The 24,422-nt window shown below is 68.9% G+C and carries 18 protein-coding genes; 12 read left to right on the top strand and 6 right to left on the bottom strand.

Going from position 1 to position 24,422, the window contains the following annotated elements; all coding sequences use genetic code 11:
• Window positions 1–161 precede the first annotated feature (161 nt).
• A complete protein-coding gene (locus tag ACIOHP_RS46470; RefSeq protein ID WP_401897382.1) occupies window positions 162–3,080 on the bottom strand; it encodes a glycoside hydrolase family 48 protein in 2,919 nt (972 codons plus the stop codon).
• A 673-nt stretch (window positions 3,081–3,753) separates the two neighbouring features.
• Here ACIOHP_RS46470 and ACIOHP_RS46465 point away from each other — a divergent pair.
• The 11 genes from ACIOHP_RS46465 to ACIOHP_RS46415 all read left to right on the top strand — a co-directional run bounded on the left by ACIOHP_RS46465 (window position 3,754) and on the right by ACIOHP_RS46415 (window position 18,325).
• Window positions 3,754–5,499, top strand: coding sequence for a glycoside hydrolase family 6 protein (locus ACIOHP_RS46465; protein ID WP_401897379.1), 1,746 nt, complete (start codon window positions 3,754–3,756; stop codon window positions 5,497–5,499).
• A 203-nt stretch (window positions 5,500–5,702) separates the two neighbouring features.
• Window positions 5,703–6,626, top strand: a complete 924-nt coding sequence (locus ACIOHP_RS46460; protein ID WP_401897376.1) for a polyphosphate polymerase domain-containing protein — start codon at window positions 5,703–5,705, stop codon at window positions 6,624–6,626.
• Window positions 6,623–7,300 (top strand): DUF4956 domain-containing protein, encoded by a 678-nt coding sequence (locus tag ACIOHP_RS46455; protein WP_361489896.1) that lies wholly within the window; start codon window positions 6,623–6,625, stop codon window positions 7,298–7,300. Before ACIOHP_RS46460 ends, ACIOHP_RS46455 begins: the two co-directional genes overlap by 4 nt.
• A complete protein-coding gene (locus tag ACIOHP_RS46450; protein WP_401897374.1) occupies window positions 7,300–9,012 on the top strand; it encodes a CotH kinase family protein in 1,713 nt (570 codons plus the stop codon). The genes ACIOHP_RS46455 and ACIOHP_RS46450 overlap by 1 nt, the downstream gene beginning before the upstream one ends.
• 93 nt (window positions 9,013–9,105) lie before the next feature.
• Complete coding sequence (locus tag ACIOHP_RS46445) at window positions 9,106–9,852, top strand: response regulator transcription factor (protein ID WP_401897371.1); 747 nt, start codon at window positions 9,106–9,108, stop codon at window positions 9,850–9,852.
• Complete coding sequence (locus ACIOHP_RS46440) at window positions 9,849–11,453, top strand: sensor histidine kinase (protein ID WP_401897368.1); 1,605 nt, start codon at window positions 9,849–9,851, stop codon at window positions 11,451–11,453. The genes ACIOHP_RS46445 and ACIOHP_RS46440 overlap by 4 nt, the downstream gene beginning before the upstream one ends.
• A 44-nt stretch (window positions 11,454–11,497) precedes the next feature.
• Window positions 11,498–12,325, top strand: coding sequence for a fumarylacetoacetate hydrolase family protein (locus ACIOHP_RS46435; protein WP_401897365.1), 828 nt, complete (start codon window positions 11,498–11,500; stop codon window positions 12,323–12,325).
• A gap of 153 nt (window positions 12,326–12,478) precedes the next feature.
• Window positions 12,479–13,768, top strand: coding sequence for a glycosyltransferase (locus ACIOHP_RS46430; RefSeq protein ID WP_401897363.1), 1,290 nt, complete (start codon window positions 12,479–12,481; stop codon window positions 13,766–13,768).
• A gap of 17 nt (window positions 13,769–13,785) precedes the next feature.
• A complete protein-coding gene (locus ACIOHP_RS46425; RefSeq protein ID WP_401897361.1) occupies window positions 13,786–15,996 on the top strand; it encodes a glycosyltransferase family 39 protein in 2,211 nt (736 codons plus the stop codon).
• A gap of 50 nt (window positions 15,997–16,046) precedes the next feature.
• Window positions 16,047–16,790, top strand: coding sequence for a response regulator transcription factor (locus tag ACIOHP_RS46420; RefSeq protein WP_401897359.1), 744 nt, complete (start codon window positions 16,047–16,049; stop codon window positions 16,788–16,790).
• Entirely contained in the window at window positions 16,787–18,325 is a 1,539-nt protein-coding gene (locus tag ACIOHP_RS46415) for a sensor histidine kinase (protein ID WP_401897357.1), read from the top strand. The genes ACIOHP_RS46420 and ACIOHP_RS46415 overlap by 4 nt, the downstream gene beginning before the upstream one ends.
• Window positions 18,326–18,358: 33 nt before the next feature.
• On the opposite strand, the gene ACIOHP_RS46410 is transcribed toward ACIOHP_RS46415, so the two are convergent.
• Both ACIOHP_RS46410 and ACIOHP_RS46405 read right to left on the bottom strand, forming a co-directional pair.
• Window positions 18,359–19,990 (bottom strand): hypothetical protein, encoded by a 1,632-nt coding sequence (locus ACIOHP_RS46410; RefSeq protein WP_401897356.1) that lies wholly within the window; start codon window positions 19,988–19,990, stop codon window positions 18,359–18,361.
• The gene (locus tag ACIOHP_RS46405; protein ID WP_401897353.1) at window positions 19,987–20,349 is read right to left on the bottom strand and encodes a hypothetical protein; all 363 of its coding nucleotides are present in this window, start codon (window positions 20,347–20,349) and stop codon (window positions 19,987–19,989) included. Before ACIOHP_RS46405 ends, ACIOHP_RS46410 begins: the two co-directional genes overlap by 4 nt.
• A gap of 680 nt (window positions 20,350–21,029) precedes the next feature.
• Here ACIOHP_RS46405 and ACIOHP_RS46400 point away from each other — a divergent pair.
• Window positions 21,030–21,860, top strand: coding sequence for a hypothetical protein (locus tag ACIOHP_RS46400; protein ID WP_401897351.1), 831 nt, complete (start codon window positions 21,030–21,032; stop codon window positions 21,858–21,860).
• Between the two features lie 167 nt (window positions 21,861–22,027).
• On the opposite strand, the gene ACIOHP_RS46395 is transcribed toward ACIOHP_RS46400, so the two are convergent.
• The 3 genes from ACIOHP_RS46395 to ACIOHP_RS46385 all read right to left on the bottom strand — a co-directional run bounded on the left by ACIOHP_RS46395 (window position 22,028) and on the right by ACIOHP_RS46385 (window position 24,403).
• Window positions 22,028–22,816 carry an IclR family transcriptional regulator gene (locus ACIOHP_RS46395; RefSeq protein ID WP_401897350.1) on the bottom strand — a complete coding sequence of 263 codons (789 nt, stop codon included), beginning with the start codon at window positions 22,814–22,816 and terminating at the stop codon, window positions 22,028–22,030.
• Between the two features lie 41 nt (window positions 22,817–22,857).
• Entirely contained in the window at window positions 22,858–23,712 is an 855-nt protein-coding gene (locus ACIOHP_RS46390) for a fumarylacetoacetate hydrolase family protein (RefSeq protein WP_401897347.1), read from the bottom strand.
• A 196-nt stretch (window positions 23,713–23,908) separates the two neighbouring features.
• On the bottom strand, window positions 23,909–24,403 hold the full coding sequence (locus tag ACIOHP_RS46385) for a VOC family protein (protein ID WP_401897345.1): 495 nt from the start codon (window positions 24,401–24,403) through the stop codon (window positions 23,909–23,911).
• Window positions 24,404–24,422 lie beyond the last annotated feature (19 nt).

The raw sequence follows: 24,422 nt of genomic DNA, 5'->3' as shown, positions 1-24,422 counted from the left end.
CCACCCCCCAGGCCATGCGTTCGACAGGGGGAGAAAGTCATGCCAACTCCGGAGGCCGGGCGCCCCATTGCGGGGCCACGAAGAAGGTAATGGGGTGTGGGGCCGCCCGGCCGGGTGACCCGTCGCCGTGCGACGGGTCGTGTACGCGGAGCCCCGGGGGGCTACTCGAGGAGTTCCGCGTACGAGCCCATGGCCAGGGCGATGTCCGCCTGGGCCCAGAACCGGTGATAGGTGAAGACGGGCGCGGCGCCGCCCTTGAGGTAGGCCTCGATCTTCGAAAAGGCCGGGTCGTTCTTGTAGAAGGACCGGATCGAGGAGAACGTCGAGGACGAGTTGATGGCCTCGCCGTTGGGCATCGTGCCGGTCCAGCCGCTCGGCACGTAGACGCTGTCGTCGAACCGGCTGTAGTCGCTGCGGGTCTCGGGAACGGCGATGCCGAGGCTGTCCTGGTAGTTGCCCCACATGCCGTCCAGCAGCGCCTTCGCCGTCGACTTCGACGCCGCGTCACCGGACTTGGCGCCGTAGTACGCGAGTGTCTTGGCGTACGCGGCCGCCACGCCCACGTCGTTGGTGTAGTCGGCGACGGTGACGTGAAGTCCGCTGTTGGAGCCGGGACTTGATGCGTTCCAGGTGTCGGGCTGGCCCGACCACTGGAGGGTCGAGGGGATCTGGTAGCTGCCGTCCGGGTTGATCGTGGTCTTGGACAGCGCCCACTTCACCCACTTGTCGAGGACCGCCTTGGCCTGCGCGTTCCCGGTCTGCTGGTAGTACTCGGCGACCCGCTCCATCGACCATGCCTGGAAGCCGAACCACTGGTTGGACGGCGGGTCGTGGTAGACGGGCTGCTGGTCGTAGTACATGCCGTAGAAGGTGGACTTGCCGGCCGGCGGGGTCGCGTAACGGCCGGCCCAGCTGTTGGTCGAGCCGCCGGCGATCGCTCCCTCGTCCGACTGGAGCCATCGGTAGAACTCCATCTGCCGCTGGAGCGACTTGCTCCAGTCGGCCGCGCCGGTCGACGACTTGGGCTTCAGGTCGGCGTGCGAGCTGAGCGCGTACGCGGCCAGCGGGTTCTGGTAGCCGCTGTGGGCGTAGCTGGATCCGATGCGCCAGGCCCAGCCTCCACCGGTGTCGGTGGAGCCGCCCCAGGCGTAGTACCAGGACAGCAGGTAGTGCGAGGAGTCCTTGCCGGTGCCGGCCGGGCAGGACGAGGCCCCCACGCAGTTGCCGATCTTCTTGAAGTACTTGTCGTACATCGCGTATCGCAGGTAGTCGCCCATCTTGGCCGCCTTGGCGACCGTGCCTGACACGGCCGATCCCTTGCCCTGCTGCTTCGCCCACAGGTCCGCCCAGTAGGCGGCCTGCACCGCGCGGGCGTCGGCGTCCGGGGCGGTGGTGTACTTCCACTGCTTGGCGTACGACTTGTCCCCGGTGAACAGGTCCAGGTAGCCGTTCCTGCCGCCGTACTTGAAGGCGTCGCAGGTCGGCTGCGGCACCGTCTCCCACACCGATTCCTGCGGGCCGCGCTGGAAGGTGTTGATGTACGAGGGCCCGGTCTCCGTCGGGCCGGCCTCGCACTTGCCGCCCGGGGTGTTGCCGAAACCGTAGGTGTTGTCGACGTCCTGGATCCAGTGCATGCCGTAGACGTCGTCCGTGCTGTACGCCGACTTCAGCTCACCGGCGAGCGGGTCCGAGCCGACGGGTACGGACGGGTCGAGCGCGGTCGGATACTGGTTCGGCGTGTCCTCCTCGGGCCCGTATGTCGCCGGTTTGGACGCGCTGTAGAAGGAGTTGGTGGGCTGGTCGGCATGGGTGGGGATCATGTACTTCTCCATGATGTCCCAGGCACCGTTGAACTTGGTCCAGTCGCCGGTCACCTTGCCGTACATGGCCTGGAGCCAGAGCAGGTAGCTGTAGGCCTCCGACGTGGTCTCGTGACCGTGGTCCGGGGCCTCGACGATCAGTGTCTCCACCGAGTGATAGGGGATGCCCTCGGGTGAGAAGTAGCCGTTCGCCGGGTTGGTGATCTTGCCGTACAGCTCAAGGAAGCGGGCGTTGTACGTGCCCGTCGCCGCGATCTGGGTGACCGTCACCGTCGCCTTGCCGTGCCCGGCGGCTGTGGACTCGAAGGTCGCGGCGCCCGTGCCGGAGGAGTCCGCCGTGACGGTCACCTTCTGCGCGGTGTTCCAGTTCGACGGGGTGAAGGTGAGCGAGGCGCCGGCGGTCACGGACAGGCCCGTGTTGCCGCCGGTCCGGGTGGTTGCCACGGTCACCTCGGCCGATGGCTGGGTCGAGAGTGTGATGTCGTACGTCGCCGTCCTGCCCTGCTGGACCGCGAGTTGGGTGGTCGAGGCCACCACGGCGGGACCCGCGGCGACCGTGATGCCGACCGGGGTGGACTCCGCGGACGCGCCCAGGCTGTCGTACGCCTTCGCCAGCAGCGAATGACTGCCCACGGTCAAACTGGAGGCGGAGAGCGAGTACGGCGATGTCGTGTCGGTGCCGAGCAGCGTGGTGTCGTCGTAGAACTCCACCTTGCTGACCGTCGCGCCGTCCGCGGCCGCCGCGGTCGCCGCGAGGGGCACGGAGTCGCCGCGCGAGTAGACCGCGCCGGCGGCCGGACTGGTCAGCACGGTGATCGGCGGCTGGTGGGCGCCGGTGCAACTGGTGCCGTTGATCGCGAAGTCGGTCGGTGCGGCGTTGGTGCCGGTGTAGCTGAACTGCGCTCCCGAGGAGACGGCGCCGCCCGGGGCGATGGTGCCGTTGTACGGGGCGTTCTTGACGGTGACGGTCCGACCGGTCTGCGACCAGGTGCCGTTCCACCCGTTCGCGAGTTTCTGGTTGCCGCCATAGCCGTAGGTCAGGGTCCAGCCGTCGATCGCGGCGGTGCCGCGGTTGGTGAGGGTGAGGTCGGCGGTGAAGCCGGAACCCCAGTCGTTGGTCCTGTAGTCGACGCTGCACTGCACGGCCGCCGCGTTGGCGGTGGTCGTGCCGGTGGCGAGCATCGACAGGGGAAGGGCGAACGCGACGGCGACGGCGCTCCAAACCCGCCGTACGGATCTGCGTTTGCGTCCGGGATCCATGTGCTGTTCCTCCTTGCGTCATGCGACTCACGGAGAGGTGCCAAGGTCTGAATCCAGTGGGAGCGCTCCCATCGTGGGGATGGAGGCAAGTGCCGTCAAGACGTTGGGGAGTTCAAAGTTCGAACTGGGCCGACGGGGGCGAAAAGTTTCGCAAGGGCCCTATGAAAGCTCGTCGGCTGGCGCTAGCTTCCTCCTCACCAGTGGGAGCGCTTCCATCACTCGACGCGTCCGTAGCGACGCGCCAGGCTGTGAGGACTCGCTCATGAGACACCCCCCGCATTCAGTACTTTTAGCCAGCACCGCTCGCTGCCGCACTGCCGAGGTCCTGGCGGTCCGCGGCGAGACGTACGCCATGAAGCGCTCCGCTCGCCGCACCGGCCTCCGGGACTCCACGCTTGCCCAGGCGTGGCTCAAGTCCCCTTTGCAGCCGGGGAGTTCGCTGAATTCGCACGATCGCGCCTGATCGCCCTCCCTTGTCGCCCGGGGAGTGACGTGGCGCGACGACCGTGAGTTCGTCCTGCCCGGACAGACCTGGCACGCGCAGGAACGCTCGTCTGCTCCCTCCTTGATCTCCGCCCACGACGGCACTGCCCCCGCGTAGGCCGTCGACTCGCGCGACTGCTCGCGCTCCCTCCGTCTGTAAGTCCACTCCGAGAGAAGGAAACCCGCACTCATGAGTCACACCAGGACATCGCTGCTCGCCGCCCTGGCGCTGGTCGCCGGGGTGTCGGGGACGGCGCTCGTCGTCGGCCAGGCCGGGGCCGCCACCTCGGCCGTCCCCTGCACCGTCGACTACAAGGTGCAGAGCCAGTGGGACACCGGCTTCACCGCCGCCGTGACCATCACCAACAACGCCGCCGCCAAGTCGGGTTGGTCGGTGAAGTGGTCGTACGCCGGCAACCAGAAGGTCACGAACGCCTGGAACGCGAAGGTCAGTCAGAGCGGTGCCGACGTCACCGCCGCCAACGAGAGCTACAACGGCACGCTCGCGAGCGGTGGTTCGGTCAGCTTCGGCTTCAACGGCTCCTACAGCGGCAGCAACGGCGTGCCCGCCACGTTCACGCTCGACGGCGTCACCTGCAACGTCGGCGGCGGCCCCACCGACCCCGGACCCACCGATCCCGGACCCACCGACCCGGGACCGACCGACCCCGGCACCCCCTCCGGCAAGGCCAACAACCCCTACACCGGCGCAAAGGTGTACGTGAACCCCGAGTGGTCCGCCAAGGCCGCCGCCGAACCGGGTGGCAGCAAGATCGCCAACCAGCCCACCGCCGTCTGGCTCGACCGCATCGTCGCCATCAACGGCGTCAACGGCGGCATGGGCCTGCGCGCCCACCTCGACGAAGCACTGAAGCAGAAGGGCTCCGGCGACCTCGTCGTCCAGATCGTCATCTACGACCTGCCCGGCCGCGACTGTGCCGCACTCGCCTCCAACGGCGAGCTCGGACCCAACGACCTCGACAAGTACAAGTCCCAGTACATCGACCCCATCGCGTCGATCCTGTCCGAATCCAAGTACGCGGGCCTGCGGATCGCCACCGTCATCGAGCCCGACTCGCTGCCCAACCTGGTCACCAACGCCGGCGGCACACCCACCACCACCGACGCCTGCGTGACCATGAAGGCCAACGGCAACTACGAGAAGGGCGTCGGCTACGCCCTCGACAAGCTGGGTGCCATCCCCAATGTCTACAACTACATCGACGCCGCCCACCACGGCTGGCTCGGCTGGGACAGCAACCTCGGCCCCGCGGTCCAGCAGTTCCACAAGGTCGCGACGTCCAACGGGGCGAGCGTGAACGACGTGGCCGGCTTCATCGTCAACACCGCGAACTACAGCCCCACCAAGGAGCCGTATCTCAAGGTCACCGACACGGTGAACGGTCAGACCGTACGTCAGTCGAAGTGGGTGGACTGGAACCAGTACGTGGACGAGCAGTCCTTCGCCCAGGCACTGCGTGACAAGCTCGTCGCGGCCGGCTTCGACTCCGGGCTCGGCATGCTGATCGACACCTCGCGCAACGGCTGGGGCGGGTCCGCCCGGCCCACCGGTCCCGGAACGCAGACCACCGTGGACGGATACGTCGACGCCACCCGTATCGACCGGCGCATCCACGCCGGCAACTGGTGCAACCAGAGCGGCGCGGGCATCGGTGAACGGCCGACCGCGGCTCCGGCCGCCGGCATCGACGCCTATGTGTGGGTCAAGCCGCCGGGGGAGTCGGACGGCAACAGCGCCGCCATTCCCAACGACGAAGGCAAGGGCTTCGACCGGATGTGCGACCCGACGTACGGCGGCAACGCCCGCAACGGCAACAACCCCACGGGCGCGCTGTCGAACTCGCCGCTGGCCGGGCGCTGGTTCTCCGCCCAGTTCCAGCAGTTGGTCCAGAACGCGTACCCGCCGCTGTCATGACCTGCTGACGCGGTGCATGACCGCCGGGATCCGTCCCTCGGCCCGGCCGAGGGACGGATCCCGGCTGATCCCGTGCTCGGCCAGTTCACTTTCTGGACACCTCAAATACTCCTGGAATTACCCCGCAATTCTCAGCGGCTTCTCACGTCCCGCCGGTTTCGTGTGCGGTGTCGCCCGACCGGGCCGTACGACGAAGGAGGCGCATGGTGGTGCTACCGGTGACCACATGGCGGAAGTCCCCGAGCCGGGAGGAGGACCAGGACCCGGCGGGGGAACAGCCGTTGCACGTGGCCAGCAGGCTGCACGCGTTCAATCGGTTCGAGCTGAAGTACCTCGTTCCGGTCGAGGAGGCGGCCGAGATCCGGGACGAGCTGGCCGAGCGGATGGACCGCGATCTGAACAGCCCGGTCGGAGGCTACGGCGTCTGGAGTCTCTACTACGACACCCCGCAGCTGCGGTTCTACTGGGAGAAGATCGAGGGACTGAAGTTCCGGCGCAAGCTGCGCATCCGCCACTACGGGGACCTGGACGGCGTCACGGACGAGTCCCCGGTCTGCGTGGAGATCAAGCAGCGCGTCAACCGGGTCACACAGAAGCGCCGCATCACTCTCCCCTACGGCACCGCCAGGCAGCTGTGCGACGGCCGTGAGCTGGTGGAGCACTCACCCCGGGAACGTGCCTTCATCCACGAGGTGCTCGAACTGGTCGTACGGCTCAACCTCCAGCCCACCGCGATCACCGGCTACCAGCGCGAGGCCCTGGTCGGCCGCCACGCGGACACCGGACTGCGGGTCACGTTCGACCGGCGTATCCGCGGCCGGGACCGGGACTTCCACTTCGGCATCGCCACGCCCGAGAACCGGTTCACCATCCCACCCCACATGTCGGTGATGGAGATCAAGGTCAACGAGCGCACCCCGCACTGGATCACGGACCTCGCGGCCCGGCGGAACCTCAACCTCATCCGGGTCTCCAAGTACGTGCAGTCCGTCGAGGCGTTCGGGCTGGCGCCCCGGTCCGTCTTCCACGTCAACGAGGCGGACTGTCCGCCGCCCCACCCCACCGAACAGTCGCTGCCCCAGCAGCGGTCGGCGCCCGATGCGCCCTTGAAAGCAGGAGCACAGTGAACTTCGATCTGCAGGAACTCAGCGGTACGTTCAGCGTCACCGACGTGGTCGTGGCCATGGCGCTGTCGTTCATCCTGAGCACGATGATCGGTTACGTGTACCGGTACACGCACCGCAACGTCTCCTACAGCCAGTCCTACGTCCAGACCCTCGTCATCGTGGGCATGATCGTCGCGCTGATCATGCTGGTCGTCGGGTCCAACCTGGCCCGCGCGTTCTCCCTGGTCGGCGCACTGTCCGTGGTCCGGTTCCGGAACGCGGTCAAGGAGACCAGGGACGTCGGCTTCATCTTCCTGGCGATGGCCGTGGGCATGGCCGCCGGCGCCCGTTTCTACACCCTCGCCGCGGTCGCAGCGGTGGTCATCTGCGCCGTCATCATCGTGATGTTCAAGTTCAACTGGTTCGCGCTCAACGTCCAGCGCCAGGTCGTCAAGGTCCAGGTGCCGGCCGGGGAGGACTACTCGTCGGACATCCGCGACGTCCTCATCCGCTACACCAGTGAGTTCGAGCTGGTGAGCACGGAGACGATCCGGGGCGGGGCACTGACCGAGGTGTTCTACACAGTGCGCATGAAGAAGGGCACCGAACCCAGCGACCTGGTGACCGCGTTGCAGGAACGCACTTCGGGCCAGCGGGTGACCGTCCTGACCGGTTACGACACGACCGACCTGTGATGGGCGACGGCGCGACGGTACGCAGGCCGCGGCGTCTGCGGGACCGCGTCCCCGTACGGTTGCGGCACCACTGGAAGCCGGCCGCGGCCCTGTGTGCGGGTCTGGCGACGATGGTCTACTTCTTCGGCGACGCCCGCATATCGCCGTATGTCACCTCGTCCTCCGTCGTGGAGGCCGACGCGATCACGGACAACGTACAGGGGACGGTCGATCTGTACGACACGTCCGCGTCCCACTCCGTCCAACTCGAGTACGACCAGACCGAGTTCGACAAGATGATGAAGGAGTTCCGGGAGGACGGCACCAAGGAGTACATCGAGGCCGACCTCACCATCGACGGCGTGTATCTCGAGGACGTCGGGATCCGTCTCAAAGGGAACTCCACCCTGATGTCCCTGCGCGGAACCGGCCAGGGCATGGCCGGTGGCGGCCGGACCATGCCTGACGGAGCCGCGCAGGGCGACCCGGCCCCGTCGCAGGACGACGGGGCCGGGGGCCGGGACCGCGGCCAGGACAACGGCGGCGGTCCCGGCGGAGCCGGTGGCGCCATGGGCGGGATCACGCAGTACGACCTCTCCGAGAAGAAGCCCGAGGAACTGCCCTGGCTCATCAAGATCGACGAGTACGTCGAGGGCCGCGCCTACCAGGGTGAGCGGGAGATCTCACTGCGTCCCGGCAGCAACGGCCAGGTACCGGTGAACGAGGCCCTCTCGCTGAGCCTGGCGGACACCACCGGTCAGAAGAGCGAGCGGTACGCCTTCACGTCGGTGAAGGTCAACAACCGTCCGCTCGCCACCCGGTTGATGGTCGAGAGCCCGGACACGGAGTACGCCGAGTCCATCGGTGACGGCAACGGAATCCTGTACAAGGCGCGGGCCGGCGGCAGCTTCGCGTACAAGGGCGACGACCCGACCGACTACGAGGAGTCGTTCGAACAGCTCAACAAGGTCGGCAGCCAGGACCTGGAACCGGTCATGAAGCTCATCAAGTGGGCTGACGAGGCATCGGACGAGGAATTCGAGGAGGAACTCGGCCAGCACGTGGACGTCGAGTCGCTGGCCACGTACCTCGCGGCGCAGAACCTGCTGATGAACTTCGACGACATGGCCGGACCGGGCAAGAACTACCTGCTCTGGTACGACCTGGACACCAAGAAGTTCTCGGTCCTCGGATGGGACTACAACCTCACCTTCAGCGGCGACGCGACGGCGGGCCCGGACGACGACATGGGCATGGGTGGCGCCGTCGGTGGCGGTGGAGGAGGAGCCGGAATGCCGACCGGGATGCCCGAGGGAATGCCGTCGGGGATGCCCGAAGAGCTGCCCGACGGAATGCCGTCGGGAATGCCCGAAGAGCTGCCGGAGGGAATGCCGTCGGGAATGCCTTCAGGCATGCCGGGCGGTCAGGAGGGCCAAGGCGGTCAGGGCGGGGAGGGAGACGGCGGCGGGTTCGGCAGCATGATGGGCCACCCGCTCAAGGAGCGCTTCCTGGACTCGGACGCCTTCGATCCCGTCTACAAGGCGGCCTACAAGGAGCTGTACGAGAAGTTCTACGGCTCGGGGAAGGCCCTGAATGCGCTGAACGGCATCGCCGAACAGGCGGTGAAGGCCGGTGCCGACGGGAAAGAGCTGGACTCCGCCGTCGAGAAGTTGCGCACCACGGTCACCGAGCGCACCACGGCGCTGAGCAAGAACAAGGAGGTGACCGGCTGATCTCCGGCGCCCCGGACGGCAGTTCCTTCCCCCGTGGGACGCCGTCCGGGGCGTTCGGTGGAATCCGACCCCCGCACCGACGAAGGAAACACCATGCCCGTCGCGCCGTCGGCTCCCGCGCCGCCCCGACACAACGTGCTCGTCGTCGAGGACGACCCCAGCATCCGCACCCTGCTCACGTCCGCTCTGCACGCCGCCGGATACGCGGTGCACACCGCCGACACCGGCCGGACGGCCATGTTCGAGGCGGGCCGCCGTCAGCCGGACCTGATCCTGCTGGACGTGGGTCTCCCGGACATCGACGGCTTCACGGTGACCCGTCACCTGCGTGCGGAGGGCGTCTACACACCCGTGCTGTTCCTGACGGCCCGAACCGATGTCGAGGACCGCATCATCGGCCTCAGCGCCGGCGGGGACGACTACGTCACCAAGCCCTTCCACGTACAGGAGGTGCTGCTGCGCATCCGTGCCATCCTGCGGCGCAGTGACATGCCGCCGGGTGCCGGGGCCAGGCGGCCGCCCCTGCGGTACGCCGATCTGGTGCTGGACGAGCAGACGCACGAGGTGTCACGGGCGGGCCTGCCGGTCCAGCTGTCGCCCACCGAGTTCCGGCTGCTGGTCTGTCTGCTGACACAGCCGGAACGGGTGGTGGGCAAGAAGGAGATCCTGTCCGAGGTCTGGCACTACGACTTCGCGGGAGACGCCCGGATCGTCGACACCTACGTACGCAATCTGCGGCGCAAGATCGACCGGTTCGAGCCCCAGCTCATCCAGACGATCCGCGGTGTCGGCTACTGTCTGCGCGCCGCCCGTCCCGGACCGGGGGCGGCGGCGTCGTGAGGCAGCGGCTGAGGCGACTGCAACCGCGCTCTCTGCGCGCACGGTTGGTTCTCGGTGCCACTCTGCTGGCCACCTCGGCGGTTCTGCTCTGTCAGGCGGCGGGGCTGGTCGTGCTCCATACCTGGCTCACGGACCAGGTCGACGGGCGGCTCGGCCGTTTCCAGCCGGTGGCCGAGGTGGGCCAGGACATCGTTGACGGACGGGCGCCGGCGGGGGCGCCCGGCGGGAACAGCGATGTTCTTCCCTCGGACTACCGGGTGTACTTCTACGACAGTGACGGACACCGACTGGCCAGGTCCCTGGGCGGTGAAGAGGGCGGTGCCGGGCCGCGGTTGCCCTCGTCGGAGTCGGCTCTCGGCCTGCACGACGGCCGGCCCGCCACGCTCGCCGCGACCGACGGTGGCAGCGCCTGGCGGGTGATCGCCCGATCCGGAGCCGACGGCACGAGGGTCGTGGTGGCGCTGCCCCTGGACGAGGTGGACGCCGCGACCGTCAGAATGCTGTGGTTCAGCCTTGCCGTGGGGGTGGCTGTCGCGGTCGGTGTCATCCTCTTCGGCAGCGTCGTCGTGCGCGTGGGGCTGCGGCCGCTGGCCGGGGTCGAGCGCACCGCCCGGCGCATCGCCGACGGCGAGTTGGAGCTGTGTGTTCCGGACCGGCAGGTGGTCACCGAGGTCGGCCACCTCAGTCGTGCCCTCAACACCATGCTGGATCGGCTGCGCACCGCGTTGCACCGCGCAGAGGCGTCCGAACAGCGATTGCGTCACTTCCTGGCGGACGCCGGTCATGAACTGCGCACGCCTCTGACCTCCTTGCAGGGGTTCGCCGAACTCCTCGTGCAGGAACCGGGGATGAGTCCGGAACGGCGCCATGAGGCGCAGCAGCTGATCGTGCGGAACGCGGAGCGGATGAGTCGCCTCGTCGACAGCCTGTCCCAGCTGGCCAAGCTGGGTGATGTGCCCGCGACGCAATGGCAGCCGGTCGACCTGCTGTCCCTGGCCGCGGACAGCGTCGCCGCCGTCGCCGTGCAGTACCCCGACCGGAGCATCGGCCTGGGCTCCCTCACCGACACCGAGGGCGATCCCCAGGAAGCCGAACTCGATGTCGTCGACGCCCTCGGTGATCCGCATCAGCTGACGCAGATCCTGTTCAACCTGCTGACCAACGCGTGTGTCCACACCCCGCCCGGGACGCACGTCCGGGTGCGCGTCGGCACCCTCCGCGTCCGCCCGGACGGTCAGGGCACGGACGGGGATGGCCGCACCAGTGGCAACCCTCCCTTTGCCCCCGGAACTCCGGTGTGTGCCATTGAGGTGGCCGATGACGGGATCGGCCTCGCCGCGTCGGACGCGCGGCGTGTGTTCGAACGCTTCTATCGCGCCGGTTCCGCTGAACGGGCGGCGGCTGGTTCCGGTCTGGGTCTGGCGATCGCCTCCAGCGCCGCGGAGGCCCACGGCGGGCGTCTGGAGCTCGACACCCGGCCGGGCGACGGCTGCACATTCCGCTTGCTTCTGCCGCACCGGCCCACTGGCGCAGCTACGGACCACCTCGAAAGACGGTCCCGTCCGCTGCTGTCCGCCCCGGCTGCCGGTGTCGGCGGATGACCTTTGCCCGACACGTTCTCAGCACTACCGAAGGAGTTTCGCCGGTGAAGCTCAGCACCGTACGACTGGGACAGCACCGTACGGCCGCCGCGCGTCTGCAGAAGAAGCACTGCGTGCTGCTGCCGTACCCGGACGTCGGGGCGCTGATCGCGTCCGGCGAAGACTGGTGGGAGCGGGCCGGTGCCGATACCGGTGAGCGTCACAGGCTGGACGACATCTCCTACGCACCACTGATCGTCCGGCCGGGCAAGATGGTTGCCGTCGGCCCCAACCATGCCGTCCGAGTAAGGGAGTTGGGGTGCGCCGTCCCTGCCGCGCCGGAGTTCTCCGTACGCGACGGCGGCCATGTCGTCGTCGGTGCCGAGGACGACATCCGGGTGCACGCCGAGGGGCAGGACGTGTTCTGGGGTGTGGAGTTGGGCGTGGTGATCGGGCGAAGGGCCCGGGATGTGACGGCCCGAACAGCCCTGAGGCATGTCGCGGGCTACACCGTGGTCAACGACATCGCTGTGCAAGACGGCCCTGAGGGCGTCCCCTCGGCTGCCGTCGCCACTGTGGTGGGGCCCGCCCTGGTCACCACCGACGAGGTGCCGATCGGCGCCCGCGGCCTGACGATGAACTGTGTCGTCGACGGACGCGTCCGGCAGAAGGCGAGCACCTCGGAACTGCTCTTCGACGTCGCCACCGTCATCGCGCATGTCAGCGGATCCGTCACCCTGCTGCCCGGCGACCTGATCACGACCGGAACGCCGACCGGAACGGGTACCGGCCACGAACGCGAGGTGCCCCCTCGGTCAAGAACGCAGGTGACCAGTGTGATCAGAGGCGTCGGCGAACTCCGCAACGCCGTGATACGGCCGAGCCCACAGTGAGTCGTGGGAGCGCTTTCGGCCATTGATCTGACTCCCCGTCAGTTCTCGGTATTCTCCCCCTACCCCCACAGGCGGGACGGCAACAGTGAGGCCGTGGCCCTGGACCAGGGCCTGTGAGCCGCAGTCTGCCGTCCCCTCATGCCTGAGGAAGCCATGACTCCCACCCCCCACCTCACCGACCACGCCGCCCGCCTGGCGCGGCCGGCCCCGTTCCAGCCCGTCGACCGCTCACTCCTCCCGGACGCCGGTACCGCGACGGTCGACATCGTCGTCCCGGTCTACAACGAGGAACGCGCCCTGCCCGGGTGCCTGCACACCCTCCACGCACGTCTGTCCGAGGGCTTCCCCTTCCCCTGGCGGATCACGGTCGCCGACAACGCCAGCACCGACCAGACCCTCGCCACCGCCCGCCGCCTCGCCGATGAACTGCCCGGGGTGGGCGTCGTCCACCTGGATCGCAAGGGGCGCGGGCTGGCCCTGCGCACCGTCTGGGGCGCCAGCGACGCGGACATCGTGGCGTACATGGACGTGGACCTGTCCACCGGTCTCGACGGACTGCTCCCGTTGGTGGCCCCGCTGGCCAGTGGCCACTCCGACCTCGCCATCGGCTCCCGGCTGGCGCCCGGCGCGCGTACGGTGCGCGGGCCGCGCCGCGAGTTCGTCTCCCGCTGCTACAACGGCATCATCCGGCTCACCCACGGCGTCCGCTTCACCGACGCCCAGTGCGGGTTCAAGGCGGCCCGCACGGAGGTGCTCCGGCCGCTGCTCGAGGTGACCCGCGACGACGCGTGGTTCTTCGACACCGAGCTGCTGCTGCTCGCCGAGCACAACGGACTGCGCGTCCACGAGGTGCCGGTCGACTGGGTCGAGGACGTCGACACCCGGGTGGACGTGGTGAGCACCGCCACCGACGACCTGCGCGGCCTGTGGCGCATGGCGCGCCTCAAGGCCTCCGGGGGTGCCCGCGTCGCCGTACGACCGCGCCCCGCACCGGCCGCCGAGCACCCCGACGCCGTCCTCGCACCCGCCACGCGACGCGGTGTGCTGTCGTGGGAGGTCGGCTGCTTCCTCGCGATCGGCGTCGTCTCCACGGTCGGACAGGCTTTGCTGTACTGGCTGTTGCGCGGCTGGTGGACGCCTGCCGTCGCCAACCTGGTCTCGCTGTTCGTCCTCACCGTCCTCAACACCGAGGCGAACCGGCGATTCACCTTCCGGTACTCCACCACCCCGCCCGCCCGTGCCCACCTCGGTGCCGGGGGCCTGTTCGTCCTCGGCTACCTGGTCACCTCCGGGGCGGTGCTGTGGTTCAAGTGGCTCGATCCCGGCGCCACACCGGCCGCCGAGACCGCGGTCCTGGCCGTGGCGTCCGTCGCCGTCACCGGCGTCCGCTTCGCCGTCCTGCGCCTGGCCGTCTTCGCCGACCGCCGCAGCCGTACCAGCTGACGAGAGCGAAACCAGACATGAGCAACTACGCGCACATCACGTCCGTACCGGCGGCGTCGACGAACACCGGGAGGCACACGTCCGCCCGCGCGCTGCCCACCTGGGCGGCACCCGCGGCACTCGGAGCCGTCCTGGTGCTCTCGGCAGTCCTGTACGGATGGGCACTCGGCTCCCTGGGCTGGGGCAACAGCTACTACTCGGCGGCCGTGAAGTCGATGGGGCAGAGCTGGACCAACTTCCTTTTCGGCTCCTTCGACCCGGCCGGCGTGGTCACGGTCGACAAGCCGCCGGCCGCGCTGTGGCCGCAGGTGATCAGCAGCAAGATCTTCGGCATGCACGGGTGGGCCCTGATCCTGCCGCAGGTGCTCGAAGGAGTGGCCACGGTGCTGGTGCTGCACCGCACCGTGCGTCGCTGGGCGGGGGAGGGCGCGGCGCTGGTCGCCGCCCTGGTCCTCACCCTCACGCCCATCACCGTGGCCATCAACCGGGACAACAACCCCGACACCCTGCTGGTCCTGCTGCTGGTGTCCGCGGCGTACGCGCTCACCCGCGCGCTGCAGGACGAGGGCAGGGCCGCGACCTGGTGGCTGTGTGCGAGCGGCTTCCTGATCGGGTGCGGATTCCTCACCAAAATGCTCGCCGCCTGGATGGTCGTCCCCGCGTTCGCTGTCGCCTGGCTCGTGGGAGGAAGCGGCGCCTGGATACCGCGAGTGCGGCGTCTGCTGGGCGCGGGAGCCATCCTGGCGGCGTCCTCCTTGTGGTGGGTCGCCATGGTCGCCCTGTGGCCGGGCGACCGCCCCTACATCGGAGGCAGTGAGGACGGCTCGGCCTGGGACCTCGTGATCGGCTACAACGGGCTGGGGCGGGTCTTCGGCTCCAGTGACGGAGCACCCCAGGGCATGGGAGGCGGAGGCGGATTCGCCGGCGGGTTCGGCGGTGAGTACGGCCTGACCCGGATGTTCGACACACAGGTGGGCGGTCAGATCAGCTGGCTGCTGCCGCTGTGCGCCGTGGCCATGGTCGTCGCCGTCGTCCTTGCGGTACTGCACCGGCGCGGGAAGCTGCCCGCCACCGCCCCGCTGCCGGCTTCCGGCTGGCTGCTGTGGGGATCCTGGCTGGTGGTCTGCGCCGCTGTGTACTCGTCGCAGAAGGGCATCTTCCACCCCTACTACACCACCCAACTCGCGCCCGCCATCGGCGCTCTGTGCGGTGGGCTGACGGCCGCCCTGGCCCGCGTGCACCGTGCGGGCCTGCGCTGGGCGCCCCTGGCCGGCGTGGCCGGGGTGGCGGTGAGCGTGGTCTGGGCGGTGGTGCTGATCCGCCGTGAACCCGACTGGAACGGCTGGCTGGTGTGGCCGGTGCTGCTCGTGGGCTGCGCCGCTGTCGCCCTGCTGGTGCTGTCTCGACGGCACGGCCGGTTGCTGACGGTCGCCGTGGGCGCGGCGCTGGCGTCGGTTCTGGTGGCCCCGGGAGCCTGGGCGGTGAGCGTGCCGGGCTCCACCAGCATGGGCGGTTCCAACCCGACGGCCGGTCCGCAGACGCTCGGCTTCGGCGGAGGCGGCGGCATGCCGCGGCAGAGCGGCAACGGCGGAGGCCTTCCGTCGGGTATGCCGTCCGGGATGCCGTCGAACATGCCGGGTCTCCCCGGTACCGGCGGGTCCTCGGGCCGGCCCGATGAACCCCCGTCCGGCGGGATGCCGTCCGGCATGCCCTCAGGGATGCCTTCCGGGATGCCCACGGGAGGAGCGAACGGCATGCCCGGTGCCGGCTCGGGAGGTGCCCCGGGCGGGCGCGCCGGTCTCGGCAGCGGGGAACTCACCGCCGACCAGCGCAAGATCCTCAAGTACGCCGTCGAGCACGCACCCGACGCACGCATCAAGCTCGCCGTCGAGGGCGGCGCCCTGTCCGCCAGCGGCTTCATCCTGGGCACCGACGAGACCGTCATCGGCATGGGCGGCTTCACGAACAGCGACAACGCGCCGTCGGTGGCCCAGTTGAAGGAGTGGACCGAGAACGGCGAACTACGCTACATCCTGGGTTCCGACACCAGCGGTGGCGGCCGGCCGGGGATGTCGGGCGGATACACCGAGCAGCGCTCCGACTGGATCGGCGACAACTGCACGAAGGTTCCGGCCTCGTCGTACGGCGGGACCTCCTCCCAGGCGGACGACGACGGTGCGACGGGACTCATGGGAGGCAACGTGCTCTACGACTGCGCCGCCAAGTAACCCCGGCCGGAGCAAGCGCCGCCAGATGGCAGAACGGATCAGCAGACGTCATGACCGAGCAGCCCGCAGCGGCGACGCCCGGATACCGGCTCCTCGTGGTCGAGGACGAGCCCAGCATCCGCACTCTGCTGGAGGCGACGCTTCGCCTGACCGGATACGAGGTGAGCAGCACCGACACCGGACAGTCGGCCCTCCTGGAGGTCGAACGCCTGGAACCGCATCTGGTGCTGCTCGACGTGATGCTGCCCGACCTGGACGGCTTCGAGGTGACCCGCAGACTGCGGGCGGCAGGCAACGACTGTCCCGTCCTGTTCCTGACCGCCCGCACCGGCACCGACGACCGCATCAGCGGGCTGCGTGTCGGCGGGGACGACTATGTCTCCAAACCGTTCGACATCGAGGAGGTGCTGCTGCGCATCGAGGCCATCCTGCGCCGAACGGCGCCGGCCATCACGCCGCAAGCGGTGCCGAGCGTCCTGAGCTACGCCGACCTGGAACTCGACGAGGGCGCCCACGAGGTGCGTCGCGCGGGGGAGTACATCGCGCTGTCACCCACCGAGTTCAAGCTCCTGGCCTACCTCCTGGCGAACGCCGGGCAGGTGGTGAGCAAGATCCAGATCCTCGACCATGTCTGGAGCTACGACTTCGCGGGCGACGTCCGGATCATCGAGACGTACGTCCGCTACCTGCGCAAGAAGATCGACCGCTTCGATCCGCCGCTCATCCAGACCGTGCGCGGGGTCGGCTACAGCCTCCGTCTTCCCCGCGACCACGGAGGGGTGCCGGAGCAGTGATCCGCCTTCTGACCCGGCAGCCCGGGTCACTGAGACGACGCCTTGTCCTCGGCGTCACCGTCCTCGCCACCGCGGCCGTCCTGGCCTCCCAGGCCATCGGCTACGTGGTGCTGCGATCCTGGCTGCTTGACCGCGTCGACGAGCAGCTCGTCGAGTTCCACCCCCCGGCACCGGCCTTCTACGACGCCCTCGCCGGAACACTCCCGGCGCCCGGGGAACGCCCGGACATGCTGCCCTCGGACTTCCACATCTACTTCTACGACGCCTCCGGGCAGCTACTGAACGACTCCCTCGGCTCCCGGACGAAGCCAGGACCCCGGCTGTCCGATGACGTCCAGGACCTCGGCCTACGGGACGGACATCCCGAGACCGTGCCCGCCACGAGTGGTGACGGACGCTGGCGAGTGATGCTCAACCCCGGCCCGCAGGGCATGACCGCGGTGGTCACGCTGCCGCTCGACACCGTCGACGGCGCCACCTCGAAGATCCTGTGGCTGAGCGCGGTCCTGCTCGTCGTCACGGTCGTCGCCCTGCTCGCCCTGGGCCGCTGGGTGGTCCGACTCGGCCTGTTGCCGCTGACCAGAATGGAGAGCACCGCCCAGGACATCACCGCGGGCCGGCTCAACCTGCGGTTGCCCGACACCGATCCGCGCACCGAGATCGGACGGCTCGGCAAGGTACTGAACTCCATGCTCGACCGTCTCCAGAAGGCGCTGCTGGCCCGCGAGGCCTCCGAGACCCGGCTGCGCCGGTTCGTCGCCGACGCGGGGCACGAACTGCGCACCCCGCTCACCGCGATCCAGGGCTACGCCCAACTCGCCCTGCGACCTGAGCAACGCCCGGCGCGGGAACTGCGCGACGCCAACCGATTCATCGTGCAGAACGCGGAGCGCATGAGCCTGCTCGTCGACGACCTTCAGCTGCTCGCCACCCTGGACAAGGAGCCCTCGTACCTGAGGGAACGGGTAGACCTGCTGTCCCTCGCGGCCGACGCCGTCAGCGCGGCTGCCGTCCACAGCGCGTCCCACCCCGTCGACCTCGGCCCGTTGCACACCCTGGCCGATCCCATCGGAGCCCGGAAGCTCGACGTCGCGGAGACCGTCGGTGACCCGAACCGGCTGCGCCAGATCCTCGAGAACCTCCTCTCCAACGCCCGTATCCACACCCCGGAGGGCACCCGGGTCCACGTCCGCGTCGGCGGGACCGAGGCGGGACCGGAAACAGGCGGCACCGACCGACCCGGGCGCACCAGCGCCTCACCGGCCCTCTCGGAGCGCCTCCCGATCAGCGTGATCGAGGTGGCGGACGAAGGACCGGGCCTCGAACCCGTCGACGCCGAGCACGTCTTCGAGCGCTTCTACCGCGCCGACCCCGCCCGCTCCCGCCTCCACGGCGGCAGCGGCCTCGGCCTCGCCATCGCCGCGACCATCGCCGAGGGCCACGGCGGCCGCCTCGAACTCGACACGACCCCCGGCCGAGGCTGCATCTTCCGCCTGGTCCTGCCCGCGGCCGACTCCGGCCAGGAAGCCAGCTGATCCCGCCGTTACGGTGTTTCAGGTGTACGGCCCTCAGGGACCGAGCGGCCGACCGGCCAACAGGAGTGCTTCGACGGCGAGCGGATCCTCCTCCGGAGCCCCGGCCGGTCCGCTACGACGCCGCCCCACCAGGCTGCCCGCCCATCCCAGAAGGAATGCCGCGGGCACGGAGACCGCGGCGGGGCTGGTCCGGCCGAACCACGCGAAGTCGGCGGTAGGGATCAGTGCCGTCGGGCTGCCCGACACGGCAGTGGAGAACAGGTACAGGCCGATCGTCAGCGTTGTGCCGCCGTAGACCGTCCACAGCAGCCCCGTCCGGTTGAAGCGGCGCCAGTAGAAGGTGTACAGCAGGGCCGGTGTGACGGCCGACGCGGCTACGGCGGTGGCGAGTTGGGCCAGGAAGCCGGCGGAGTGGCCCTGGACGATCACCGCGAGCGCGATAGCAAGGGCGCCGAAGAGTGCCACGGCGACGCGGGCGGTGAACAGCTCGTCCGACGAGTCCGACCGCTTGTGCCGCGCGATGCAGTGGTAGGAATCCCGGGCCAGGGCGCCGGCGGCTGCCAGTGTGGTGCCGCCGACGACCGAGAGCACGGAAAGGAACAGGGCGCATGCCACAGCGGCGAACATCAGGTCGCCGAGCCCGTTCCCAGCACCTCCTGTCAGGCTCCGTGCCAGGAGCATCAGCGCGCCGTCGGAGTGAGCCTCCCCGCTGAAGATCTCACGCGTGCCGATCCGTGCCGCGGCCGTGAATCCCAGCAGTATCAGGGCGGCGCAAAGGAAGGCGACGATACCGGCCGCGTAGCGGATGGAACGTCGAGCGGTCGCCGGGTCCTTCATCGAGTAGACCCGGCTCAGGACGTGCGGCATGCAGGTGCTGCCCAGGACCAGCGCGAGCTGACCTCCGGCGAAGTCGAGGCGTGAGCTGCTCCCGATGCCGATCGTGCCGCCGGGGGACAGGTACTGGCGCGGATGGTCACTGCCCTGTGCGGCGGCACCGATCAGGGTGTCGACGTCGCCGTGGAAGGCCTGGATGGCGTAGATGCACATCACGAGGATTGCCGTGCTGATCACCGTGACCGCCAATACCTGCACCGAGGTGAGCCCCTTGGCGCCGCTGAGGACACCGCAGGCGACGACCAGACAGCCGATCAGTACCGTGCAGATCTTCTGGACGCCGATCCCGGTGAAACCGAGCAGGGAGGCGGTGATGTTGCCTGCTGCCATCAGCTGCACGACCAGGAACGGTCCTGCCATGGCGAGCGTGGCCACCGCGGCGGCGATCCGGGGAGCCGTTCCGGACACCCGCACGGACAGGAGCTCGCCCAGAGTGCAGGCGCCGCTCAGCTGGATCGGCCGGGCGAGGAGAAGGAGCACCCCGAGAGAGAGGAACATGCTGGTGGCCGTGGTGATGCCATCGAAGCCCGCGGTCGCCACCACTCCGGTGACGGTGAGCAGCAGGGCTGTCGATGTGAAGCTCCCGGCCAGCGCCATCCCGCTCTTCCACGCCGGCAGTGTTCGGTCGCCGGTGTAGAACTCCCGCGCGGAGTGCTCGTCCAGGCTGGAGAAGACCGTCAGGAACAGGGTCAGCATCATGAACAGCATGAAGCCGATCAGGACATGATTCGGGCTGGCGGAAACGGCCAGGTGCAATGTCCCACCGGTCATCTCGCGTCCGTCGCAATGCCGTTGGCCGCTCCAGCACCGGGCTGCCCGTACGCCTGCTGCCGGGGATCCAGCAGACGGGTGCAGCGCCGGTCGAACCGCCGGGCTGTCGCCAGCAGAAGGGCCACCTGGGCCAGGCAGAGCACCAGCCCCACGGTCACCTGCGTGCCGGGCAGCCTGAGGGCCAACAGATCGCCGGCCGTCGCGCCCAGACACAACGTGACGACGAGGCCGATCCCGTTGGACGTCAGAAAGGCCCGGTCCAGTCGCAGGGCCTGCTGCCGCGTGTATTGCAGAGCCGACGGACCTCTCTGTGCGTCGCGGTGAGCCGGGGACGCGGACGGGTCGGGTCTGTGGCGCATCGGGTCTTCTCCTGGTGGGTGAGCGAATCGCAGGGTCGAGGGACGCAGGGCGAGGGTGGTCATACGCAGACGGTGGGTTCTTCCGTCCGGTGTGCTGTCGGGGGGATCCGATCCAACTCCGGGGCAGCGGTGGGACTTTCGCCCTTGGGGCGGCCAGAGACATCGGCGTGCTTCGTAGGTTGAGCTGGGTGCCCGGCGCGGGGCGCGTCGAGTAGTGAACTGTACGGTTCAGTTTATGTTGCGCGTCAAGGTCTGTGCGTCATGGTTTTCGCGGGCCCTGACGAGGCGGTGCTCCCGGACCGCGCCCGCCGAACTCCCGGCCGCCCGCGGTCAGTCCGAGTCGCCGGTCCGACGCCGTAGCGCATCAAGGGTGCACTGTGGCGATATGGACTCCTTGTACGCAAGGAAAATCATGGCGAACTGGTGAAGGATTGACGGGAGTTGTGAAAGATCGCAAGAATGCAGCTCGCTTCGCTGCGTCTGCGGCGAGCGAAGTGACGCGAGCGGTCTGATCGCGCACGCCTTCGAACGTCCCCCCGCGTCCGCCCACCGCTCGCACACTGCCACCTCCCACACCTTCATCCCCACAGAGGCTCGTCTTGTCGCGTTCGCAACATCTCAGAAGTCTGCCCGCGCTCGCAGTAACCGTTCTTGCCGCCATCCCGGTTTTCGGAGCCGGCGTGGCCAGCGCAACACCCTCCGGCGGGTGTGAGTCCGCCACGGTGCAGTACCGCATCGTCGGTGCCGACGGGAACGTCGTCGGCGCCGACTGGACCTCCCAGGGTGGGCTCTACCTCTGGAAGACCGCTCCCGGAACCGTCGAGGTCCGACTCGCTCCCGGCCAGACCGTCGGTGATGGCTGTAAGTACCCTGTCTCCCTCGCCGAATACACCACCGAGGGGCCCGACTGGTACACCTCCGGTCGTCAGGCACTGGTCGACAAAGCCACTGTCTACCTCACTGCCGCCGACGTCGCGAGCACGGACGGCACCAAGCAGTCCTGGCAGAAGCTGAGCGTGAAGACGCCTGACTGCTACGGCCAGATCGACCTGTACGGCGACGACGTCACCTACGACGGCGGTACGGGTGAAGGCCACGGCCCGGCACCCTACGAGCCGGACGGCGTCGTCACCCCCTATCACCTGATAGCGGCGTGGAACGGAGGCGAGAAGGCGTGCACTCCCAGCACGCCCGACAGTCCCAGTCCGTCCCCGTCGGAGCCGACGGCGCCGAGCACCCCCACGACCCCCGCGGACAGTACTCCGCCCACCGGCACGACGGCCCCGCCGACGACCCCCAACCCGTCTTCGACGCCTCCCACGACACCTGACGTCCCTCCGCTGGAGTCGACGCCGCCCGCTACCCCGCAGCCGACGCCCAGCGACAGCACACCGCCGCTGGCCGAGACCGGTTCCAGCGCGCCCGTCGGTCTGATCGCGGGAGGTGCGGCTCTGGTGGTCGCCATCGGAGCCGGGGCGGTGTTCATGGCCGGCCGCGCGCGCCGCTCGTGACAAGGATGTGAGAGTCGCCGGCGGCACCAACGCGAACGAGGGCCGTCGGCGTCTCGATAAGTAGTGCAAAAGTCCTGAAAGAAGAGACCAGCCTGTGCCGGAAGGTGGCCGCAGTGCTCGCAGGGCGGACCATCGACCGGCTCCTCGGCATGGAGCGCCTGGGGTTCTCAGCCTCCGACGGCGATCAGGCGGTCAGTGATCTTCTGAGCCGTGGTCAGCACCTTCTGAGCCAGTTCCGCCTCCGCCTCGGGAAACACCCTGGAGGCGAGCGCGGCGACGCTCACGGCGGCGACCACCCTGTGCCGGTCGTCGTGGATCGGTGCGGCCACGCCCGTCACGTCGGGGTCGAGTTCGCCGCGCGTGACGGAATACCCGGCGCGACGGATATGCCTGAGCCGGTCCAAGAGTGTGTCCACGTCGGTGATCGTGGCCGGCGTGAAGCGCCTCAGCTCTGCTGCTTCCAGCAGTCGGCGCGCTTCGTCCTGCGGGATCCAGGCCAGCAGGACGAGCGCGGAGGCCCCGGCGTTGAGCGGGAGGGTGCTGCCACGCTCGTAGGCGATCCGCACGGCCCGTTCGCCGGCCTCCGCACGGTCCACACAGACGACCAGTTCCCCGGCACGACGGGTCAGGAGAACCGTCTCGCGCACGTCCTCGGACAGTTCGGTCATCGCCGGAACAGCGATCTCGGACAGTCCGTAGCTGCGCCGTGCCAGTCGGCCGATCTCCAGGACGCGCAGCCCGAGCCGGAAACCACCGCCCGGCGCCTCCTCCAGGAACCTGCTGCTCACCAGGGACTGCAGATATCGGTAGGCGGTCGAACGGGCGACCCCCAGACGCTCGGCGACCGCGCTACCGGAAATGACGAGTCGGGTGTCGTCGAACATCGTCAGGATGTCCAGGGCCCGATCGGCCGTGGAATTGCGCTCGCGATAGCTGGGGGACGCTGATCCTGACATAAGAGACACCCTACCGGGCGGATGCCTCCCGGCGACCGAGGTCACAGCCGGTCCTTGACGACGGTGTTGCGCAGTTCGCCGACCCCCTCTACGAAGGTGACCAGCTGCTGCCCGGGGCGCAGGAAGACCTTGGGGTCGCGTCCCGCCCCCACCCCGCCCGGTGTTCCGGTGGCGATCAGATCACCCGGCAGGAGCGTGATGATGGTGCTGATGTAGGCGATGGTCGTGGCAACGTCGAAGAGCAGGTCGGATGTGCTGGACTTCTGCATGGTGTGACCGTCCACACTGCATCCGACCGTCAACCCCGAGGCGCCCGCGGGGAGTTCGTCCGGAGTGACGAGAGACGGCCCGACCGGCGTGGTCGCCTCGAACGTCTTCCCGGAGAGGAACTCCCGGGTGCGATGCTGCCAGTCCCGTACGGTCACGTCGTTGACGACGGTGTATCCGCCCACACAGGCGAGCGCTTCGTCCCGGGCGACGTGCCTGGCCCGCCGTCCGATCACGACACCGAGCTCGGCCTCCCAGTCGAGGTCGTCGCTGACCGGCGGCATATGGATGTCGTCGTGGGCCCCGACCAAGGACCCGTCGTACTTGGCGAAGAGCGTCGGGTGGGCCGGAGTGGGCCTGCCCATCTCCTTGATGTGGGTGGCGTAGTTCAGGCCGAGGCACACGATCTTGTTGGGGTGCGGGACGACCGGGGCGAGGGACGCCCCCTGCGAAGGCACCCGCTTGCCGTCGGCCGCCGCGGCGCGCTGCTGCCAGTCCTCCCCGCTCGCCAGCAGCGCTCCGACGTCCGGGTACGGCAGCAGGACCAGCTCGTCGGCCTCATGGCGGGCGGCAGCACTGATCAGCCCGTCGGAATCGGGGACGGACAGACGGACGGTGCTCAGTCTCATGACGGTTCTCCGGAGGACGGGGACGAAACGGCGGCCGGCGCCGGCTCTTCGGCCCAAGTCGTAGGTGTGCAACTGAAGGTGGGGAGGGATCGGGGCACGGAGCGTTCGGCGACGAGAGCGGCGGCCCTAGGTGCCGACGCCGCAGGCCCGCGGCTGCGCCCCGGAATCCCGGGGCGCAGCCGTCGCGAGGACACCGTCACTGGACGGGCTGGTAGGCCGGGCCGCCCTCGGTCAGCAGCCGCTCGGCCTCGGCGAAGATCTCCTCCGGGGGCAGGTCGAGGTTGAGCGACTTGCGGAAGGGCTGGCGTACGTCGCGCTCCATCCGGAGGTAGACCTCGTTGCGGTTGCCCTCGGGATCGAAGAAGTAGATCCCGATCGCGTTGCCGTGGGTGACTTCCTGCTGGACCTCGATGCCTTCGGCACGGAACCGGTGATGGAAGTCGATGATTGCCTCCAGCGAGTCGACCCTCCACGACACCTGATGGGTGAGCTTGGCGCCGGGAGGGGCGGTGCGGCCGCGCTGGAGAACGAACTCGTGGTGCTCCTCCTCGGGACGCGAGGAGAAGAACACGATGCCCCGCTCCTCGTCCTCGTCGGTCACAGTCAGCTCCATGACCCGGGTGTAGAAGTCACGCATCGTCTCCAGGTCGTCCACCCAGAAGCCGGTGTGTCCGAGGCCGGTGATAGCCATGGACCTCTCCTTTCAGAAC

This window comes from Streptomyces sp. NPDC087859 (genome assembly GCF_044742595.1).
GTDB classification, from domain to species: domain Bacteria; phylum Actinomycetota; class Actinomycetes; order Streptomycetales; family Streptomycetaceae; genus Streptomyces; species Streptomyces canus_F.
This window is presented reverse-complemented; position numbering and strand designations above follow the sequence as displayed.

Excerpts from the sequence above, each read along its gene's own strand:
- ACIOHP_RS46470 (WP_401897382.1), bottom strand. The coding sequence starts at position 3,080 with ATGGATCCCGGACGCAAACGCAGATCCGTACGGCGGGTTTGGAGCGCC.
- ACIOHP_RS46465 (WP_401897379.1), top strand. The coding sequence starts at position 3,754 with ATGAGTCACACCAGGACATCGCTGCTCGCCGCCCTGGCGCTGGTCGCC.
- ACIOHP_RS46460 (WP_401897376.1), top strand. The coding sequence starts at position 5,703 with ATGGTGGTGCTACCGGTGACCACATGGCGGAAGTCCCCGAGCCGGGAG.
- ACIOHP_RS46450 (WP_401897374.1), top strand. The coding sequence starts at position 7,300 with ATGGGCGACGGCGCGACGGTACGCAGGCCGCGGCGTCTGCGGGACCGC.
- ACIOHP_RS46445 (WP_401897371.1), top strand. The coding sequence starts at position 9,106 with ATGCCCGTCGCGCCGTCGGCTCCCGCGCCGCCCCGACACAACGTGCTC.
- ACIOHP_RS46430 (WP_401897363.1), top strand. The coding sequence starts at position 12,479 with ATGACTCCCACCCCCCACCTCACCGACCACGCCGCCCGCCTGGCGCGG.
- ACIOHP_RS46425 (WP_401897361.1), top strand. The coding sequence starts at position 13,786 with ATGAGCAACTACGCGCACATCACGTCCGTACCGGCGGCGTCGACGAAC.
- ACIOHP_RS46420 (WP_401897359.1), top strand. The coding sequence starts at position 16,047 with ATGACCGAGCAGCCCGCAGCGGCGACGCCCGGATACCGGCTCCTCGTG.
- ACIOHP_RS46410 (WP_401897356.1), bottom strand. The coding sequence starts at position 19,990 with ATGACCGGTGGGACATTGCACCTGGCCGTTTCCGCCAGCCCGAATCAT.
- ACIOHP_RS46405 (WP_401897353.1), bottom strand. The coding sequence starts at position 20,349 with ATGCGCCACAGACCCGACCCGTCCGCGTCCCCGGCTCACCGCGACGCA.
- ACIOHP_RS46395 (WP_401897350.1), bottom strand. The coding sequence starts at position 22,816 with ATGTCAGGATCAGCGTCCCCCAGCTATCGCGAGCGCAATTCCACGGCC.
- ACIOHP_RS46390 (WP_401897347.1), bottom strand. The coding sequence starts at position 23,712 with ATGAGACTGAGCACCGTCCGTCTGTCCGTCCCCGATTCCGACGGGCTG.
- ACIOHP_RS46385 (WP_401897345.1), bottom strand. The coding sequence starts at position 24,403 with ATGGCTATCACCGGCCTCGGACACACCGGCTTCTGGGTGGACGACCTG.